The following is a 16,363-nucleotide window of genomic DNA, read 5'->3' on the forward strand; positions in this document are numbered from 1 at the left end:
GCACATTTTGTAATTTTATGTCGCGTCGAATTCGTCCGTCTGCGCAAGACCGGGGCTCAGATGCGCGATGGAATGCGCGTAGTATTCGACGACGGCCCGCTCGTCCGGGTTGACCGTCAGCCTGCCGCCCTCTTCGACCAGCACCCGGCGGACCAGCAGCAGTTCGACCCCCTGCTCCACCGGGTCGATGTCGAGCGCGCGGGGCATGTGGATCTGCGCGCCCCGTTCCCGCATGTCGCGCACCATGCGGTTGAACCGTTCCGCCACCTCGGCGCGGGTCAGCCCGTCTTCCTGTGTAAAGACCGCCGCCACGACCGGGACCGGCAGCACCGGCACCACGGCGCGAATGCGCGCCATGATCCGCCGCGCAAGCTGCATCGTCGTGCGCTCGCCCAGCATCGGGTGGTCGCGCAGGAATTCCGACAGCGACAGCGGCTCGCCCACACTGACGCTTGCGTAACCGAACCGGCGGAACCGGCCTGTGAAGCGCAGGAACAGGTGGGCGACCACGTGGCGAACGACATCGAAGGCGCGCAGACGGAACTTGCGCACCCCGGTCTGCCCGGCGGCGAGCAGTACCCGATCCTCCATCACCCGGTCATAGTTGATCGCAACGGGGACGAAGACGACATCCCGGCTTTGCCCCGGCTCGAACCCTTCGAGGATGTAGGAGATCAGGCCAAGCTTCGGCTCCCCGACGGCGCCGGTCAGGCTCAGGCCGCCCTCGGGAAACATGCCCTGCGTCGTGCCGCTTTCCGTCGACATGCGGATGTATTGGGCGAGCACCTTGCGATACAGCGCGTTGCGGCTCTTGCGCCGGATGAAATACGCCCCCATCGCCCGGATCAGCGGCCCCAGCGGCCAGACCCGAGCCCATTCCCCGACGGCATAGGACAGGTGGCTGCGTTTGCCGGCCAGCCAGGTGACCAGCACATAATCCATGTTCGACCGATGGTTCATCACGAAGACCGCCGTGGCGTCCTGTGGGATGCTTTCGATCACCTCGGCGTCCAGCTGGTCGATCCGCACCCGGTAGAAAGCGCGCGAAATGAACCGCGACAGGCGGATCGCGAAGCCGAAATACAGGAAAGCCGAGAACCGCGGCACGATCTCGCGCGCATAACGGCGGGCGAGTTCGAAGCCGACCTGCTCCGGCACGCCTTCGTCGCGGGCGTGCTGCTGGATCGCCTTGGACACTTCGGGGTCGTAGATCAGCCGCTGGATCATGTCGTAGCGCCGCGCGATCTTGAACGGTTCGATGGGGCGCGTGAGCCGCTGGTTCAGCCGCGCGACCGCACGTTCCATCCGGCGACGAAAGAACCAGCGCACCGACGGAAACAGGAAATGGGACGCAAAGGTCACGGCCGCGAAGGCGAGAATGAGGATCAGGGCCCAGAGGGGCAGTTCCACCGTGCGGTTCATGTTTCCGTTGTGCCGTCAGGACCGGCCCGGAACAACCAAAATCGCGCCATGCGGTGAGTGGGCCATCATCCAACCCCCTCCTTTAGGGGGTGACGCGAAGTCAAATCAGGGCTTATCCTGAGTTAGTCGGGACACACACATGGAAGGGGGCCATATCCATGAACGCGATCAGAACCATTCTAACGGGCGCCGTCGCCGCCGCGACCGTCGCCGCCGCAACCCTGCCGGCAGCCGCGCTGGACCGCCGCGTGACCATCGTCAACAACACCGGCTACACGATGGTGCGCTTTTACGCGTCGCACCGCGATGCCCGGAGTTGGGAAGAAAACATCTTCGGCGGCAAGGTGCTGTATTCCGGCTACAACGTCGTCATCAACATCGACGACGGCTCGGGCTACTGCATCTTCGACTTCAAGGCGGTGTTCGACGACGGTGACGAGGTCGAGAGCTTCGGCAACAACGTGTGCGAGTTGTCGACCTTCACATTCAACCCGTAAGGCCGCCGCAGACCGCGCACGAATGTGACCCGAAAATCGGGGCTTGCGAAATATTGTTGCTTTGCGATATTTGCTGCACTGCAACATGAAGGACGAGTCACCGATGCCGACCGATATGCCGACCCGCGACCGTATGTCTTCGAAGTCCGACCGCCAGATGGATCGCCCGTGGCTGTTCCGGACCTATGCAGGGCATTCGACCGCCAAGGCCTCCAACGCGCTTTATCGTTCCAACCTGTCGCGTGGGCAGACCGGGCTTTCGGTCGCTTTCGACCTTCCGACCCAGACCGGATACGACAGCGACCATGTGCTTGCCAAAGGCGAGGTCGGCAAAGTGGGTGTTCCGGTCGCGCATCTCGGGGACATGCGGATGCTGTTCGAGGGTATTCCCCTCGAACAGATGAATACTTCGATGACGATCAACGCGACGGCGCCATGGCTGCTCGCCCTTTATATTGCCGTCGCCGAAGAACAAGGCGCGGATATATCCAAATTGCAGGGCACGGTTCAGAACGACATCATCAAGGAATACCTGTCGCGCGGCACGTATGTCTGCCCGCCGAAACCGTCCTTGCGGATGATTACCGATGTCGCCGCTTATACGCGCGAACATCTGCCGAAATGGAACCCGATGAACGTGTGTTCCTATCATTTGCAGGAAGCGGGCGCGACACCGGAAGAAGAACTTGCCTTCGCGCTGGCCACCGCCATCGCGGTGCTCGACGACCTCAAGACCAAGGTGCCGGCCGAAGCGTTTCCGGCCATGGTCGGCCGCATCTCGTTCTTCGTGAACGCCGGGATCCGCTTCGTCACCGAAATGTGCAAGATGCGTGCATTCGTTGAACTTTGGGACGAAATCACCCGCGACCGCTACGGTGTCGAAGACCCCAAATTCCGCAGGTTCCGCTATGGGGTTCAGGTGAATTCCCTCGGCCTGACCGAGCAGCAACCCGAGAATAACGTCTATCGTATTCTCATCGAAATGCTCGCCGTCACACTGTCGAAAAACGCCCGCGCCCGCGCCGTGCAATTGCCCGCGTGGAACGAGGCGCTTGGTCTGCCGCGCCCGTGGGATCAGCAATGGTCGCTGCGTATGCAACAGATCATGGCGTATGAGACCGACCTTCTCGAATATGACGACCTGTTCGATAATAACCCGGCGGTCGAGAAAAAGGTGGCCGCGCTGAAAGAAGGCGCGCGGGCTGAATTGGCCCAGATCGACGGCATGGGCGGCGCCGTCAAAGCGATCGAATATATGAAATCGCGTCTGGTTGAATCCAATGCCGAGCGTATTTCCAAAATCGAAGGCGGCGATACGACCGTGGTCGGCGTGAATAAATGGACCGAGGCCGCACCGTCGCCCCTGACCTCCGGCCCCGAAGCGATCATGGTCGCGGATCCCGAGGCCGAGGCCGACCAGATCGCGCGCCTGCAAGATTGGCGCAAGGCCCGCGACGACGCCGCCGTGAACGCCGCGCTCGAGGCGCTGCGCAAGGCCGCGCGTTCGGGTGAGAATATCATGGACGCCTCGATCGCCGCGGCAAAGGCGGGCGCCACGACCGGCGAATGGGGCGACGCGGTGCGCGCCGAATTCGGTCAGTATCGCGGCCCGACGGGCGTGTCGAAAAACCCGTCCAACCGCACCGAAGGGCTCGACGATATTCGCGAACAGGTCGCCGCGGTTTCGGCGGCTCTGGGAGAGAAAATGAAATTCCTCGTCGGCAAACCCGGTCTCGACGGGCATTCCAACGGGGCCGAACAGATCGCGGCCCGGGCACGTGATTGTGGGATGGATATTACCTATGACGGCATTCGACTCACGCCCGAGGAAATCGTGGCCTCGGCCTTGGAATCGGGTGCCCATGTGGTCGGTTTGTCCATTCTTTCGGGTTCTCACGTCCCTTTGATCGAAGATTTGATGACCCGAATGCGAGAGGCCGGGCTGGGCCATATCCCCGTCATCGCGGGGGGTATTATCCCCGAGGCCGATGCCGAGCGTCTGAAGGCGATGGGGGTCGCAAAAGTCTATACACCAAAGGATTTCGAGCTGAATGTCATCATGTCCGACATCGTCACGCTCGTCGATCCGCGCTCCAAGGCAGCCGAGTAACGCCACACGATTGACAAAATGGTTAATAGCGCCAACCGCTTAGTCGCGGTGCCGGTGCGGGCTTGGCTATTGTCGGCACACCTATTCTTCCGTATTGGTATTCTCGCCGTAATTTGTAGCTTGGTAATAGTCTCCAAGACCCACTCAAAGGACCACTCACATGAAATTCAATCTCAAGGGCATGTCCCGCAAGGAACTCGAGAAACTAAAGGCCGACGTCGAAAAGGCGTTGGAAAAAGTCGGAGACGAAGAAAAACGCGCGGCCCTTCAGGCTGCCGAAAAAGCCGCGAAATCCTTTGGGTACTCGCTGGACGAATTGTCCGATGTGAAGCCGGTCAAACGCGCGCCCAAGGCCGCGAAATCGTCGGATGGTCGCGCCAAGGTCGCACCGAAATACCGCAACCCGGACGACGCGAACATGACATGGACCGGCCGTGGCCGGAAACCCAAGTGGGTCGAGGCGCACCTCGAGAAGGGCGGAACGCTCGAACAGATCGCGATCTGACACCCCGAACCTGCGTGACCGAAAACCGAAAGCGCGGCGCCGCCACGGTGCCGCGTTCTTCTTTTTTCCGGTTCGGGCCGGTCGCGGGTTTCCATCCCGACGCAGGCCGATATGATCCCGCCGACACCTGACGGGAGAACGCCATGAAAACGCGCAAACTGGGGCAGAACGGCCCCGACGTATCCGCCATCGCACTGGGCTGCATGAGTTTTGCGGGCTTTTACGGCGAAACGGACCGGGACGAGGCCTTCGCCACGCTCGACGCCGCGCGCGACGCCGGGATCACGTTTCTCGACACCTCCGACATGTATGGCAAGGGCCTTTCCGAAACCCTGATCGGCGAATGGCAGAAAGATCGTGGACACCGGTTCCAGATCGCGACGAAGGGCGGCATCGTGATCGGGGCGCCGCGCGGCACGGCCGACAATTCGCGCGAATACCTGCGCGAACATCTGGAAGGCTCGCTCGAACGGCTCGGGGTCGACAGCGTCGAACTCTACTACGTTCATCGCCGCGAATTCCCCCGCCCGATCGAAGAGGTGACCGAGACGCTCGAAAGCTTCCAGCAGGAGGGTCTGATCGGCGCGTTCGGCTATTCCGAGATTTCGCCGGCCGCCCTGCGCCGCGCATCCAGCGTGGCCCCGGTGGGTGCGGTCCAGAACGAATACTCCCTGTGGACCCGACAGCCCGACCTCGGCCTCATTCAGGCCTGCAAGGACCTGGGTACGACCTTCGTGCCGTTCTCGCCGCTCGGACGCGGTATGTTCGGCGACAGCGACCTCGACCCGGCGCGTTTCCGCGACATCGACTTTCGCAAGAACAACCCGCGGTTCATGGAGCCCAACTTCAGCGCCAACATGGAGCATGTCCGCGCTCTGCGCGCCTTTGCCCATGACCGCGGCTGGACGACCGCTGCGGTCGCGATCGCGTGGACGCTTCAGCAGGGCGATCACCTCGTGCCCATCCCCGGCACCCGCAACGCCGCGCACCTCATGGAATGGGCGGATGCCGACGAGATCATCTTTACCGAGTCCGACCGCGCGGCGCTGAACCAGATCATGCCGGTCGGCTGGGCCCATGGCGACCGCTACTCCGACGCGCAGATCGTCGGGATCGAACGCTACTGCTGATCCGGCCTATTTGCCCCTGAGGATCGAAGCCGGATCTTCCGAAGCGGCACGGATCGCGGGGACATAGGCCCCGATCAGGCCGATGCCGAGGCCGATGGCGACGGCGCGTATCAGGAGCGTGCCGTCGATCACCGGTTCGACGAACCCTTCGACCTGCGGCGACCAGGCCACGATCCAGGCGACGGCGATCCCGACCAATATGCCCAGCGCGGACCCGGCGATGGTCAGCCACGCCCCTTCGAGCATCAGCAGACGGACGATCCGTCCGCGCGGCCATCCGACAGCCCCGAGGATGGCGATTTCGCCGCGCCGTTCGTTCACCGCCATCGCCATCGTGTTCAGAACCGCGAGCGCCGCCGAAGCCACGGCCACGGTCGACACGACCCAGGCGAGGATGGTCGCGATCCGCAGGTTGGAATATTCCTGAACCAGCGTTTCCGTCGGATCGACGGACAGGTCGGGAAAGCGTTCGGAGAGCCGCGCGATGGCCGCGTCCCTTTCGACCGGCGACAGGTCGTCGGACAATTGCACGACGATCGAGGTCGCCTGCCCGTCGCGGTAGGTCTGCGCCTGCATGTCCTCGATCAGGGTCAGCGCCCCGTTCATCGCCATCACGCCTTCCGACGTGTAAAGCCCGGTGACCACGAAATCCGTCGCGAACACCTCGACCAGATCGCCGACCCCGACATCCAGCCGTTCCGCCAGCCGGGTGCCGAGCGTGATGCCGCCCGCGACCGTTTCGGTCCGGTCTTCGGGCAGCGGGAAGCGGCCCTCGACGATCTCCATCGCGCGCATGCCAAAGGCGTCGGCGGGCCAGCCGATGATGAAGCTCGTCGTGTTTTCGCCAACGGTGGTCATCCGCCCGAGTTCCGGGGCCGCCGCCGCCACGCCTTCGACCTGCGCGACCTCGTCCACCAGACCCACGGGCACGACCGAGGACAGCACGTCCGCCGCGCCCGCTTCGGTCAGCACAACGTCGGTGCCGCGCGACGAGAAGCTTTCGACCAGCGTGCCCTCGATGCCCTTCACCAGCCCCAGAAGCGCCACATAGGCCGCGATGGCCAGAACGACGCCCAGAAGCGTCAGGCCGGTCCGCCACGGGCGGTGGGTGAGGTTCAGCGCGGCAATCCCGGTGAGTGTCATTGCCCCCCCTCCAACTTGCCGTCCACGATCTGCACGGCGCGGGTGCATTGCGCGGCCACGCCCATGTCGTGCGTCACGATCACGACGGTGGTGCCGGAGGCATTCAACGCCTTGAGCAGGTCCACCACGTTGGCCGAATTCGCCACGTCCAGTTCGCCGGTCGGTTCGTCCGCAAGCAGCACCTCGGGCGCGTTCGCGAGCGCACGGGCGATGGCCACGCGCTGACGCTCGCCCCCGGAGAGGCCCGCGGGATGCCGGTCGGCGTGGGCGGCAAGCCCGACGCGCTCCAGCGCCGCCCGCGCCCGTTCGGCGCGTTCACGCGCCGAGGCGACGACACCGATCATGGGGGTTTCGACGTTCTGCGTGGTCGTCAGGGTGGGCAAGAGCCAGTCGTCCTGAAACACCAGCCCGATCTTTTCGGCCCTGAGCCGCGCCCAATCGGCCCGGCTGCGCGGCGTCACGCCCAGACAGGTCACAGTGCCCGCGTCCAAGCCGATCAGACCGGCCATGGCATAAAGCGCCGTCGATTTGCCCGACCCGGACGGCCCGGTTATGGCCAGCATCTCGCCCCGCGCGACATCGAGCGACAGGTCATCGAGCGCGGGATGCTCCATCGCCGGATAGGACTTGAGCAGTCCGCGCGCCGAAATCGCAGCCTCGGTCACGATCCGGTTCGCTCGAGCCAGTTGATGAGGCCGGGGATGTCGCCCGAGATCAGGATGGGCTGAAAATCGCGCTGCTGCTGCTTCGTGATGAGCAGACCTTCGAGCGCGACGTTCACGACCTTGAAGCTTGTCCCGTCGCGTCTGAGGTAAAACTCGACCATCAACCTGCGCCCGCCTTCGTGCACTTCCGTTCCCACCAGCGTGAGGTTCCCGTTCTCACGCACGCCCAGAACTCTGAGACCGCCCTCGCCCGCCGACTGGAATTCCTTGTAAAAGCGTCCGGCGACACTGGCATGGTAGGCGGTCACATAGGCCTGCGTCGCTTTCGGGCGATAGGCTTCGGGCAATGCGGCGAAGGCCATCGCGTTGATGTCGAAATAGCGACCGAGGATCAGGGCCGTCTGCGAAACGCTCGTCTCGGCGGCATCCGAGATCTTGCCGCTCAACCGTTGCACGAAAAGGGACGCATCCGCGAACGCCGGGGCGACGCCCGCCATCCAGACCCAGAGCAGTGTCACGACGATCCTGAACATTCGACCTTCCTATCCGTTTCCTCACCCTAGGCAACCTGACAGGTCAGGTTAAGCCCGCGCGACAACATGGACCACATCGCCGTGGTCCGGTTTGACACGGGTCAAGGAATTGAAACCTAATGCGGTCAATGTGCGCAGGGGTGGGAGGACCATGTCGATGCGCCGCAGAAGTGGCCCAAGGAGCCGGTAATGGAAGACAGCCCTCTCAAGGGGATGATGGACCCCGAAACGATCGCCGTGTTCGGGGCTTCGGACAGTTCGACGAGCGTCGGGGCGCAGGTGTTCTCGAACCTCGTGACGGACGGGTTCGGCGGAACGATCTATCCGATCAATCCCAAGCACAAGAAGGTCGGCGGGCTGACCTGCTATCCCTCGGCCACCGCCGTCGGGCGCGAGATCGACCTTGCCGTGATCGCCACGCCGGCCCGCACCGTGCCGGGGATCATCCGCGACTGCGGCGAGGCGGGGATCAGGAACGCTATCGTCCTGTCGGCGGGCTTCGGCGAAGGCGGCAACAAGGGTGCGAATTTCGAGGCCGATCTGAAAGCCGCCGCCAAGCGGGCCGGCATCCGGTTCATGGGGCCGAATTGCGTTGGCCTCGTCCGGCCGTGGAACAGGATGAACGCCACCTTCCTGCGCGCGGGCACCCCGCGCGGGCGGCTCGCGCTGATTTCGCAGTCCGGCGCGCTGTGTTCGGCAATCTCCGACTGGGCCGGACCGCATCACCTCGGCTTTTCCGCTCTGGTGTCGCTGGGCAATTCCATCGACATCGACTTCGGCGATATGCTGCAATATCTGGCTTCGGACCATCACACGGACGCGATCCTGCTATACGTCGAGGGCGTGCGCCATGCCCCCGGCTTCATCTCGGCCCTGCGCTACGCGGCGCGGCTGAAGCCCGTGATCGTGTTGAAGTCCGGGCGACACTCGTCATCGTCCGAGGCCGCGCATACCCACACCGGGGCACTGATCGGGTCAGACGCCGTGTTCGACGCGGTGCTGGAACGCGCGGGCGCGGTGCGCGCCATGACTTTCGGTCAGCTTTTCGCAGCGGCGGAAATTCTGTCGTCCAGCAAGAAGGCGACCGGCAACAAGCTGTCGATCATCACCAACGGCGGCGGCGCGGGCGTGCTGGCCGCAGACCGGGCGGCGGACCTGAACCTCGTGCTGCCGGAACTCGACCCCAAGACGAAGGCGTCACTGGAAAAACTGCTTCCAAAATACTGGAGCCACGCGAACCCCGTGGACATCCTCGGCGATGCGGGCGCGCATGAATACGGCGCGGCGGTCAAAGCGGTCTATGACGATCCCAACACCGACGGGCTGCTGATCATGCTGACCCCGCAGGCCATGACCGACGCGACCGCCGCCGCGCAAGCGGTGGTCGATGCACTGCCGAAACGGCGCAAGAAACCGGTTCTGGCCTGCTGGATGGGCGAGGCGAGCGTCGGCGAAGGGCGCAAGCTTCTGTCCGAGAACGGGGTGGCCGATTTCATCTCGCCCGAACGCGCGGTCGAGGCGTTTTCCTACCTTGCCAAGCACCACCGCAACCGGCAGTTGGCCCTTCAGACTCTTGGCCCGCTTTCGCCCTCGACCGCGCCCGATCTGGAAGGCGCGCGGCTCATCATCGCGAACGCGCTGTCGGAAGATCGCGAGATGCTGTCGGACCTTGAAAGCAAGGCGCTGCTCAAGGCGTTCCGCATCCCGATCAACCTGACGGTGGAGGCCGAGACGGCCGCCGAGGCCCTTGTCGCCGCCTCGTCCGTTGGCTTTCCGGTGGCGATGAAGATCTCGTCGCCCGACATCACGCACAAATCCGACGTCGGCGGCGTGCGAACCGGGATCGGGGACGCCGCCGAGGTGAAACGCGTCTTTCGCGACATACAGGAACGGGTGAAACGGGAGCGTCCCAACGCGCGCATCCGGGGCATCACGGTGGAGGCCATGTCCGACATCGAAGCGCCGCGCGAACTGGTGATCGGTGTCAGCCGCGACCCGGTGTTCGGCCCCACGATCCTGTTCGGGGCCGGTGGCACGGCGGTCGAGGTGATGAAGGACAGCGCCGTCGCCCTGCCCCCGCTGAACGCCGTGCTTGCCGAACGCCTGATCGCGCGCACCCGGATTTCGCGGCTTCTGGAGGCCTACCGCGACAAGCCCGCCGCCGATCACGACGCCGTCGTTTTCGTGCTGCGCCGGATTTCGATGATGGTCAGCGAATTGCCGGAGATCGTGGAACTGGACATCAACCCGCTGATCGCCGGGGCGAACGGCGTGCTGGCGGTGGACGCCCGCATCCGGGTGGCCCGACCGCCTGCGCGCGATGGTCATTACGACCACATGGCGATCCACCCCTATCCCCGGCACCTCATCACGCAGGAACATCTCTCGGACGGGACGCCACTGGTCATCCGTCCGATCCGGCCCGAGGATGCCGAGAGCGAGCAGGCATTCGTCAAGAACCTGTCGGACGAGGCGCGGATGTTCCGGTTCATGGGCATTCTGAACGAGCTGTCGCCGGAGATGCTCGTCCAGTTCACGCAGATCGACTACCGCCGCGAAATGGCGCTGGTCGCCATGGCCGAGATCGACGGCAAAGAGGAACAGTGCGGCGTGGCGCGCTATGTCATCAATCCCGATGGCCGCAGCGCCGAATTCGCCGTCGTCGTCGGCGATCAGGTGCGCCATCAGGGGATCGCGACGCGCCTCATGAAGGGTCTCTTCAACGCGGCGCGCGACCACGACCTGACGACGATCGAAGGCACGGTTCTAAAAAACAACGCGCCGATGCTGAAACTGATGAGCGAATTGGGGTTCACCACGCGGATGGACCCGGACGATGCCGAACTGGTGATCGTGGAACGCACGCTTTGACGCGACGAAAGACCACCGCGCGGGATGGGGGCCCCGCGCGGTAGGATGGACATGGGGACAGGCCGGGAGGGGACATGCTGGCTTTCATTTCGCACCACGAGTGCTACGATCACGACGCGGGGCCGATGCACCCCGAACAGCCGCTCAGGCTTGAGGCGATCAACAACCAGCTCATATCGTCGGGTCTCGACTATGTGCTTCGCCACTACGATGCGCCACTCGTCACGCGTGAGCAGCTCTTGCGGGTGCACGACGCCGATTACATCGAGCGGGTCTATGCCATCGCGCCCGGTCAGGGGATGCAGTCGATCGAGGTCGACGGCGACACGGTGATGTCTTCCGGCACGCTTCGCGCCGCCGAACGGGCGGCGGGCGCGGGCGTTATGGCCGTGGACCTCGTCATGGCGAACGAGGCGAACCCAGCCTTCTGCGCCGTGCGTCCGCCGGGGCACCATGCCGAACGGAGAACGGCGATGGGGTTCTGCCTGTTCAACAACATCGCCGTCGCCGCCGCCCACGCGCTGGACGCGCATGGATTGGAGCGTGTGGCCATCGTCGATTTCGACGTCCATCACGGCAACGGGACCGAGGACATCTTCCGATCCGAGCCGCGCGTGCTGTTCTGTTCGTCCTTCCAGCACCCGTTCTATCCATTCACGGGGCACGAGAAGGAGACCGACAACCTTGTCGACATTCCCCTGTCGGCTGGTGCCGGATCGAAGGAGTTTCGCGCCGGGGTCGAAGACCACTGGCTGCCGCACCTCGAGGCTTTCGAGCCGCAGATGCTGTTCATCTCGGCGGGCTTCGACGCCCATGTGGCCGACGATATGTCGTCGCTGCAATTGACCGACGACGATTATGAATGGGTGACAAAGGCGCTGGTGGGCGTGGCCACGCGCCACTGCAAGGGCCGGATCGTTTCGATGCTGGAGGGCGGCTACGAGCCGGGGGTTCTGGCCCGGTCGGTGGTGCGGCATCTGAACGTGCTTTTGGGCTGACGATGGAATTCGCCTGCTGACGCAGGCGGCGCGCTCAGACGAAGCCGCGCTCGCGGATGAGGCCGGTGAGTTCGGCGAGGCTTTCGTCTTCGGTCTTGCCCGACGTGTCGAGCTGGGCGAGCGCCTTGTCGTAAAGCGCCTCACGCGAGGTGAGGATGGATTTGAGTTGATCCATCGCCTCGGGGTTGCCCGCCATCGGGCGCTCGTCGCCCTGTTCGCGCACCCGCGCCATATGTTCGGCTGGGGTCGCCTTGACCCAGATCGTGTGGAAGTGGTTGAGCAGGCGGTTGTAGGTTTCCGGCTCGGCCACGATGCCGCCCGCGACGGCGAGGATCATCGTGTCGTGGGTCGCGATCACGCGGCTGAGGGCCTGTGCTTCGAGCCGCCGGTAGCCTTCCTGCCCGTAGAACGCCATGACCTCGTCCACCGGCATACCCGCCTGTTCCTCGATCTCGCGGTTGAGTTCGACGAAGGGGATGCCGAGCTTCATGCCGGCGCGGCGCCCGAGCGTCGACTTGCCCGCGCCGCGCAGGCCGACGAGGCAGACGCGGTTGGCGCGCCGTTGCGCCGTCGGTTCGGGCGACAGGGTGGCGAGCACCGCCTCCTGCACCTGCGCCGTGGCGCTGCGATAGAGGTCGGCGATCCTGAGCGCGTCGGAGGTCCAGGGATCGTCTTCGCCCACCAGCCACTCGATCTTGTGGTCGAGCGCATGGGCCACCTTTTGAAGCAGCCCGATCGAGATGTTGCCTTCGCCAGCCTCGAGCTGGGCGAGGTAGCGCGGCGAGACGCCGGACTTTTCCGACAGCACGCGGCGCGGAATGCCCTTTCGGTCGCGCGCGGCGCGCACCCGTTCGCCCACGCGCGCGATCAGGTCATCGACGACCCGGTCGGTCTCGGACTGTTCGGCGCGGGCTTCGCCGCGGAAGTTGGTGATCTCGGCCATGCCGCCTCATGTTCAATAGTGCATAAATCCTAGGCGCAGCCGGCCCCGGCTTCAAAGGGATTCGCAGGGATCTGGGGATATAGTGCACAAATGTTTCAGTTTCGCACAAGCGGCGCGAGCACCGATCTGACCCGTTCAGGCGGGGGTTGCTTGGAAAACGTGCTGGCCTTCACGAAAACCTCGGTGAAGCTGCCCTCGAAGCAAAGCGTGCCATTCTGCCGACCGATGACCTTGAAGGTGATCGAGGTTTCGCCCATCCGGCTGGGGAAGACCTCGCATTTCAGGATGTGACGGGGCGTGACCGGGGCGCGGAAGTCGAGGCTCATCGACACGAAGGGCATGCCCATGTCGTGATCCAGTTCCTGAATGAACCAGCCGCCGCCGATCTTGTGGTGCAGAAACGCGTTGATCGCATCGAGGCAGAAATTCGGGATGCGGCCCGTGTAGACGATCTTCGCCGGATCGCAGTCGGCCCAGCTGACCAGAATGTCATGGTTGAACGGCTCTGCCATGCCCCTGCCCCCTCATGCAATCGGGGGCGCGCGGCCCCCGATCCGTTGTGTCTTCGATGCGGACGGACCTCAATAGGTCTCGACGTGATAGCGCCCGTCTTCGCGCATCTTGTCGCGGATCGGCTTCCATTCCAGACCTTCGCCGCGGGCGATGTCGGCCAGCGCCTCTTCGACCCCGTGCTCCATCTCTTTCTTGCCGCAGATGTAGAAATAGGCGTTGTCGGATTTGAGCAGCTTGGCCACCGCCTCTTTCTCTTCGCGCAGCTTGTCCTGCACGTAATGCTTGGGTTCGTTGTCCAGCCGCGAGAAGGCAAAGACCTTGCGCAGGAAGCTTTCGGGCACCTTTTTGAGCGGGCCGAAATAGGGCAGTTCGCCGGGTTTGCGCGCGCCGAACACCAGCGTCATCTTCTCGGTCGCCGTCGGCATTTCGCGCTGGCGGCGCATGGTGAAGCCTCGGAACGGGGCGGACCCGGTGCCGGTGCAGATCATCAGGAGTTCGGCATTCGGATCGGACGGCAGGAGGAAGGTCGAGCCGAACGGGCCGGTGACGCGCACCTTGTCGCCCTTTTTCAGATCGCAGACATAGTTGGAGCAGATGCCCTGTTCTTCCCGCTTCACGGTGAGCGACAGGTTGTTGTAGCCCGGACGCTCGCCGTCGCGGGGGCTCGACACCGAGTAGAGGCGGGGCAGGTGCGGTTTGCCGTCGGCGGTTTCGCCCGGCGGGATGATCCCGATGGACTGACCCTCGAGGACCGGCATGGGCTGGCCCGCGAAGTCGAGGATGATGTGGCGCACGTCGGCGTCGCTGTCTTCGGCGGTCAGACGGTAGTTACCCTGAACCGTCGCCTCGATCGGTTTGCCGAGGTTGTAGAGGTTCACGGTCGCCTTGGAGGCGGATTTGGGCGCCACCGATTTGCCGCCCGCACCGGAATGCGCCTCGGCCAGAAGCGCGGCCATTTCTTCGTCGAGCGCCTCCATCGACCCGTCGCCTTCGGCGGAGGGTTCGACATCGCCTTGTTCGGGCAGTTCGGTCCACTCGAACTGTTCGTCCAGCGAATAGGGTTCGTTCACCACGCGCCATTCGTCGATGGAGCCGGTGGGGCAGACCGGGATGCAATCCATGCAGAAGTTGCACTTTTCGGCGTCCACCACGACGTTGTCGTCGTTATGCGTGATCGCCTCGATCGGGCAGGTCATTTCGCAGGTGTAACACCGGATGCAGATTTCCGGGTCGATCAGGTGCTGCTTGAGCGGTTTGTTCATGGCGTGTCGCTCCGGAATGGCTGGGTGGTCGGGCGCGGGCCCGCTTCACTGGCGTTTCGGTCTTGTTTACGGGGTCCGCGCTCTGGCGGCCAGTTTCACTTGTCCTTCAGGACAAGATCGGGAACCAGCATCGCCTCGATCAATTCGTGGCACAGGCCCTTGCAGTCGGCGCATCCGACGCAGCCCTGTTTCAGGCCGGAGACCTGAACGGCGAGATCGCGGGTGCGCGGCGCGTGTGCGGTGCGGCGGTCGACTTGCATGGTGTCCTCCCTCGAAGATGTGGCGGGGGGCCGTGGCCCCCCGGCCCTGTGGCTTACGCCATGTGCAGTTTGACGTATTCGAAGTCGCCCGGCTTGTTGTCGATGCCGACCTTCGGCGGGGCGATCCAACCGGCGAACTTGCCCGGCTCGGTAACGGGGACCATGAGCGACTGGATAAAGTCGCCGTCCGCGTGGGTCGGAAGCCAGTCGTTGACCTTGGCGTCGTATTCGGCGCCGGTCAGCAGGGTGCCTTCCGGGTCGAACAGATGCGACGAGAACACGCCGATCTTGCGGTTGAAGCTTTCATGCGGAAGCTTCAGCTCGAACTGGACACCGGCCTTTTCGATGATCTTGTTCCAGCGGCCGACGCCACCGGCGGCATCGCGGGTGTAGTCGTCGCGCAGGCGCATGTTGATCGCGGTCAGCGCCGGAACCTCTTTCTGAACGACTTTGCCATCCTCGAAGTCCCACACCATGTAGGTGTCGTTCTTGAGCATGTGGTCGTCGTCGATCCGATGCTCCTGATACCGGCCCTTGATGCCCGCGTTGAACGCGTTGGCGGCGTTGGTCGACACCTCTTGCCCGAAGAGGTCGAGCGACAGGGTGTAGTGCAGGTTCAGCTTCTTCTGGATCGTCGGCAGGTCGATGACGCCCAGGCTGCGGATCTTGTCGATGTCATAGGGGTCTTCGATGCCGTTCTCGCGCATCACCTGACAGGTGCGTTCGATGGTGCGTCCGACGCCGGTCTCACCCACGAACATGTGGTGCGCTTCTTCGGTCAGCATGAAGCGGCAGGTGCGGCTGAGCGGGTCGAAGCCCGACTGAGCCAGCGATTCAAGCTGCATCTTGCCGTCGCGGTCGGTGAAGTAGGTGAACATGAAGAACGACAGCCAATCCGGCGTTTCCTCGTTGAAGGCCCCCAGCATCCGCGGGGCTTCTTCCGAACCCGAGGACCGCACCAGCAGATCGTCGGCCTCTTCCCGGCCGTCCTTGCCGAAGTATTTCTGAAGCAGGTAGACCATCGCCCAGAGGTGACGCCCCTCTTCCACGTTCACCTGGAACAGGTTGCGCATGTCGTAGAGCGACGGGGCGGTGAGGCCGAGGAACCGTTGCTGCTCGACCGAGCCCGGCTCGGTGTCGCCCTGAATGACGATCAGGCGCTTCATCAGGTTGCGGTATTCACCCGGCACTTCCTGCCAAGCCGGCTGGCCGTAGTGTTCGCCACAGGGGATTTTGCGGTCTTCGACCTGCGGGGCCAGCAGAACGCCCCAGCGGTATTCCGGCATCTTGACGTAGTCGAACTTGGCCCAGCCTTTCGGGTCCACGGACACGGCGGTGCGCAGATAGACCATCGACTTCTGGAATTTCTCGGGGATGAGGTCGTTCCACCAGTTGATGTAGCCGGGGTGCCATTTCTCAAGTGCCTTCAGAACCTTGCGGTCCGAGGACAGCCCGACGTTGTTGGGAATCTGCGTATCGTAGCTGACGTTGATAAGGTCGACCATCTGTCT

The 16,363-nt window shown here is 63.9% G+C and carries 15 protein-coding genes; 6 read left to right on the top strand and 9 right to left on the bottom strand.

All coding sequences use genetic code 11. The features are described from left to right. Window positions 1-15: 15 nt before the first annotated feature. Window positions 16-1,422 carry a 1-acyl-sn-glycerol-3-phosphate acyltransferase gene (locus FCT00_RS14995; protein WP_138423646.1) on the bottom strand — a complete coding sequence of 469 codons (1,407 nt, stop codon included), beginning with the start codon at window positions 1,420-1,422 and terminating at the stop codon, window positions 16-18. A gap of 158 nt (window positions 1,423-1,580) precedes the next feature. Here FCT00_RS14995 and FCT00_RS15000 point away from each other — a divergent pair, with 158 nt between their 5' ends. The 4 genes from FCT00_RS15000 (at window position 1,581) to FCT00_RS15015 (ending at window position 5,664) form a co-directional block, all read left to right on the top strand. Then, window positions 1,581-1,919, top strand: a complete 339-nt coding sequence (locus tag FCT00_RS15000) for a hypothetical protein (protein WP_138423647.1) — start codon at window positions 1,581-1,583, stop codon at window positions 1,917-1,919. Between the two features lie 133 nt (window positions 1,920-2,052). Then, complete coding sequence (locus tag FCT00_RS15005; RefSeq protein WP_171043024.1) at window positions 2,053-4,029, top strand: protein meaA; 1,977 nt, start codon at window positions 2,053-2,055, stop codon at window positions 4,027-4,029. Between the two features lie 160 nt (window positions 4,030-4,189). Beyond that, window positions 4,190-4,534: an H-NS histone family protein gene (locus tag FCT00_RS15010; protein WP_008330732.1), complete on the top strand. Its 345-nt coding sequence runs from the start codon at window positions 4,190-4,192 to the stop codon at window positions 4,532-4,534. 143 nt (window positions 4,535-4,677) lie between these two features. Next, on the top strand, window positions 4,678-5,664 hold the full coding sequence (locus tag FCT00_RS15015) for an aldo/keto reductase (protein WP_138423648.1): 987 nt from the start codon (window positions 4,678-4,680) through the stop codon (window positions 5,662-5,664). A 6-nt stretch (window positions 5,665-5,670) separates the two neighbouring features. Here FCT00_RS15015 and FCT00_RS15020 read toward each other — a convergent pair whose 3' ends face one another. From FCT00_RS15020 to FCT00_RS15030, 3 genes are read right to left on the bottom strand one after another with little or no spacing between them, the layout of a single operon-like run. Next, window positions 5,671-6,807, bottom strand: a complete 1,137-nt coding sequence (locus FCT00_RS15020; RefSeq protein ID WP_008330736.1) for an ABC transporter permease — start codon at window positions 6,805-6,807, stop codon at window positions 5,671-5,673. Then, a complete protein-coding gene (locus FCT00_RS15025) occupies window positions 6,804-7,472 on the bottom strand; it encodes an ABC transporter ATP-binding protein (protein WP_212748020.1) in 669 nt (222 codons plus the stop codon). The genes FCT00_RS15020 and FCT00_RS15025 overlap by 4 nt, the downstream gene beginning before the upstream one ends. Next, window positions 7,469-8,005: an ABC transporter substrate-binding protein gene (locus FCT00_RS15030; protein ID WP_138423650.1), complete on the bottom strand. Its 537-nt coding sequence runs from the start codon at window positions 8,003-8,005 to the stop codon at window positions 7,469-7,471. Before FCT00_RS15030 ends, FCT00_RS15025 begins: the two co-directional genes overlap by 4 nt. 189 nt (window positions 8,006-8,194) lie before the next feature. Between FCT00_RS15030 and FCT00_RS15035 the strand changes: the two genes are divergently transcribed. Together FCT00_RS15035 and FCT00_RS15040 are read left to right on the top strand one after the other, a co-directional pair. Continuing rightward, window positions 8,195-10,876 (top strand): bifunctional acetate--CoA ligase family protein/GNAT family N-acetyltransferase, encoded by a 2,682-nt coding sequence (locus FCT00_RS15035; RefSeq protein WP_138423651.1) that lies wholly within the window; start codon window positions 8,195-8,197, stop codon window positions 10,874-10,876. A 74-nt stretch (window positions 10,877-10,950) separates the two neighbouring features. Further along, on the top strand, window positions 10,951-11,874 hold the full coding sequence (locus FCT00_RS15040; RefSeq protein WP_008330744.1) for a histone deacetylase family protein: 924 nt from the start codon (window positions 10,951-10,953) through the stop codon (window positions 11,872-11,874). Window positions 11,875-11,908: 34 nt separating this feature from the next. Here the strand turns inward: FCT00_RS15040 and FCT00_RS15045 are convergent, their stop codons facing one another. From FCT00_RS15045 to boxB, 5 genes are all read right to left on the bottom strand, one after another. After that, window positions 11,909-12,817 (bottom strand): helix-turn-helix transcriptional regulator, encoded by a 909-nt coding sequence (locus FCT00_RS15045; RefSeq protein ID WP_008330746.1) that lies wholly within the window; start codon window positions 12,815-12,817, stop codon window positions 11,909-11,911. Window positions 12,818-12,912: 95 nt separating this feature from the next. Further along, window positions 12,913-13,329, bottom strand: coding sequence for an acyl-CoA thioesterase (locus tag FCT00_RS15050; protein WP_138423652.1), 417 nt, complete (start codon window positions 13,327-13,329; stop codon window positions 12,913-12,915). A 69-nt stretch (window positions 13,330-13,398) separates the two neighbouring features. Further along, on the bottom strand, window positions 13,399-14,592 hold the full coding sequence (boxA, locus tag FCT00_RS15055) for a benzoyl-CoA 2,3-epoxidase subunit BoxA (RefSeq protein WP_008330748.1): 1,194 nt from the start codon (window positions 14,590-14,592) through the stop codon (window positions 13,399-13,401). Between the two features lie 95 nt (window positions 14,593-14,687). Further along, window positions 14,688-14,852, bottom strand: a complete 165-nt coding sequence (locus FCT00_RS21500) for a hypothetical protein (protein ID WP_008330749.1) — start codon at window positions 14,850-14,852, stop codon at window positions 14,688-14,690. Between the two features lie 53 nt (window positions 14,853-14,905). After that, window positions 14,906-16,357 (bottom strand): benzoyl-CoA 2,3-epoxidase subunit BoxB, encoded by a 1,452-nt coding sequence (boxB, locus tag FCT00_RS15060; protein WP_008330750.1) that lies wholly within the window; start codon window positions 16,355-16,357, stop codon window positions 14,906-14,908. Window positions 16,358-16,363 lie beyond the last annotated feature (6 nt).

Origin of the sequence: Maritimibacter alexandrii, assembly GCF_005871115.1 — a bacterium.
GTDB lineage: Bacteria > Pseudomonadota > Alphaproteobacteria > Rhodobacterales > Rhodobacteraceae > Maritimibacter > Maritimibacter alkaliphilus.

What these genes read in the sequence shown, in the direction of transcription:
- FCT00_RS14995 (WP_138423646.1), bottom strand. Translation starts at nt 1,422, where the DNA reads ATGAACCGCACGGTGGAACTGCCCCTCTGGGCCCTGATCCTCATTCTC.
- FCT00_RS15000 (WP_138423647.1), top strand. Translation starts at nt 1,581, where the DNA reads ATGAACGCGATCAGAACCATTCTAACGGGCGCCGTCGCCGCCGCGACC.
- FCT00_RS15005 (WP_171043024.1), top strand. Translation starts at nt 2,053, where the DNA reads ATGTCTTCGAAGTCCGACCGCCAGATGGATCGCCCGTGGCTGTTCCGG.
- FCT00_RS15010 (WP_008330732.1), top strand. Translation starts at nt 4,190, where the DNA reads ATGAAATTCAATCTCAAGGGCATGTCCCGCAAGGAACTCGAGAAACTA.
- FCT00_RS15015 (WP_138423648.1), top strand. Translation starts at nt 4,678, where the DNA reads ATGAAAACGCGCAAACTGGGGCAGAACGGCCCCGACGTATCCGCCATC.
- FCT00_RS15020 (WP_008330736.1), bottom strand. Translation starts at nt 6,807, where the DNA reads ATGACACTCACCGGGATTGCCGCGCTGAACCTCACCCACCGCCCGTGG.
- FCT00_RS15030 (WP_138423650.1), bottom strand. Translation starts at nt 8,005, where the DNA reads ATGTTCAGGATCGTCGTGACACTGCTCTGGGTCTGGATGGCGGGCGTC.
- FCT00_RS15035 (WP_138423651.1), top strand. Translation starts at nt 8,195, where the DNA reads ATGGAAGACAGCCCTCTCAAGGGGATGATGGACCCCGAAACGATCGCC.
- FCT00_RS15040 (WP_008330744.1), top strand. Translation starts at nt 10,951, where the DNA reads ATGCTGGCTTTCATTTCGCACCACGAGTGCTACGATCACGACGCGGGG.
- FCT00_RS15045 (WP_008330746.1), bottom strand. Translation starts at nt 12,817, where the DNA reads ATGGCCGAGATCACCAACTTCCGCGGCGAAGCCCGCGCCGAACAGTCC.
- FCT00_RS15050 (WP_138423652.1), bottom strand. Translation starts at nt 13,329, where the DNA reads ATGGCAGAGCCGTTCAACCATGACATTCTGGTCAGCTGGGCCGACTGC.
- boxA (WP_008330748.1), bottom strand. Translation starts at nt 14,592, where the DNA reads ATGAACAAACCGCTCAAGCAGCACCTGATCGACCCGGAAATCTGCATC.
- FCT00_RS21500 (WP_008330749.1), bottom strand. Translation starts at nt 14,852, where the DNA reads ATGCAAGTCGACCGCCGCACCGCACACGCGCCGCGCACCCGCGATCTC.
- boxB (WP_008330750.1), bottom strand. Translation starts at nt 16,357, where the DNA reads ATGGTCGACCTTATCAACGTCAGCTACGATACGCAGATTCCCAACAAC.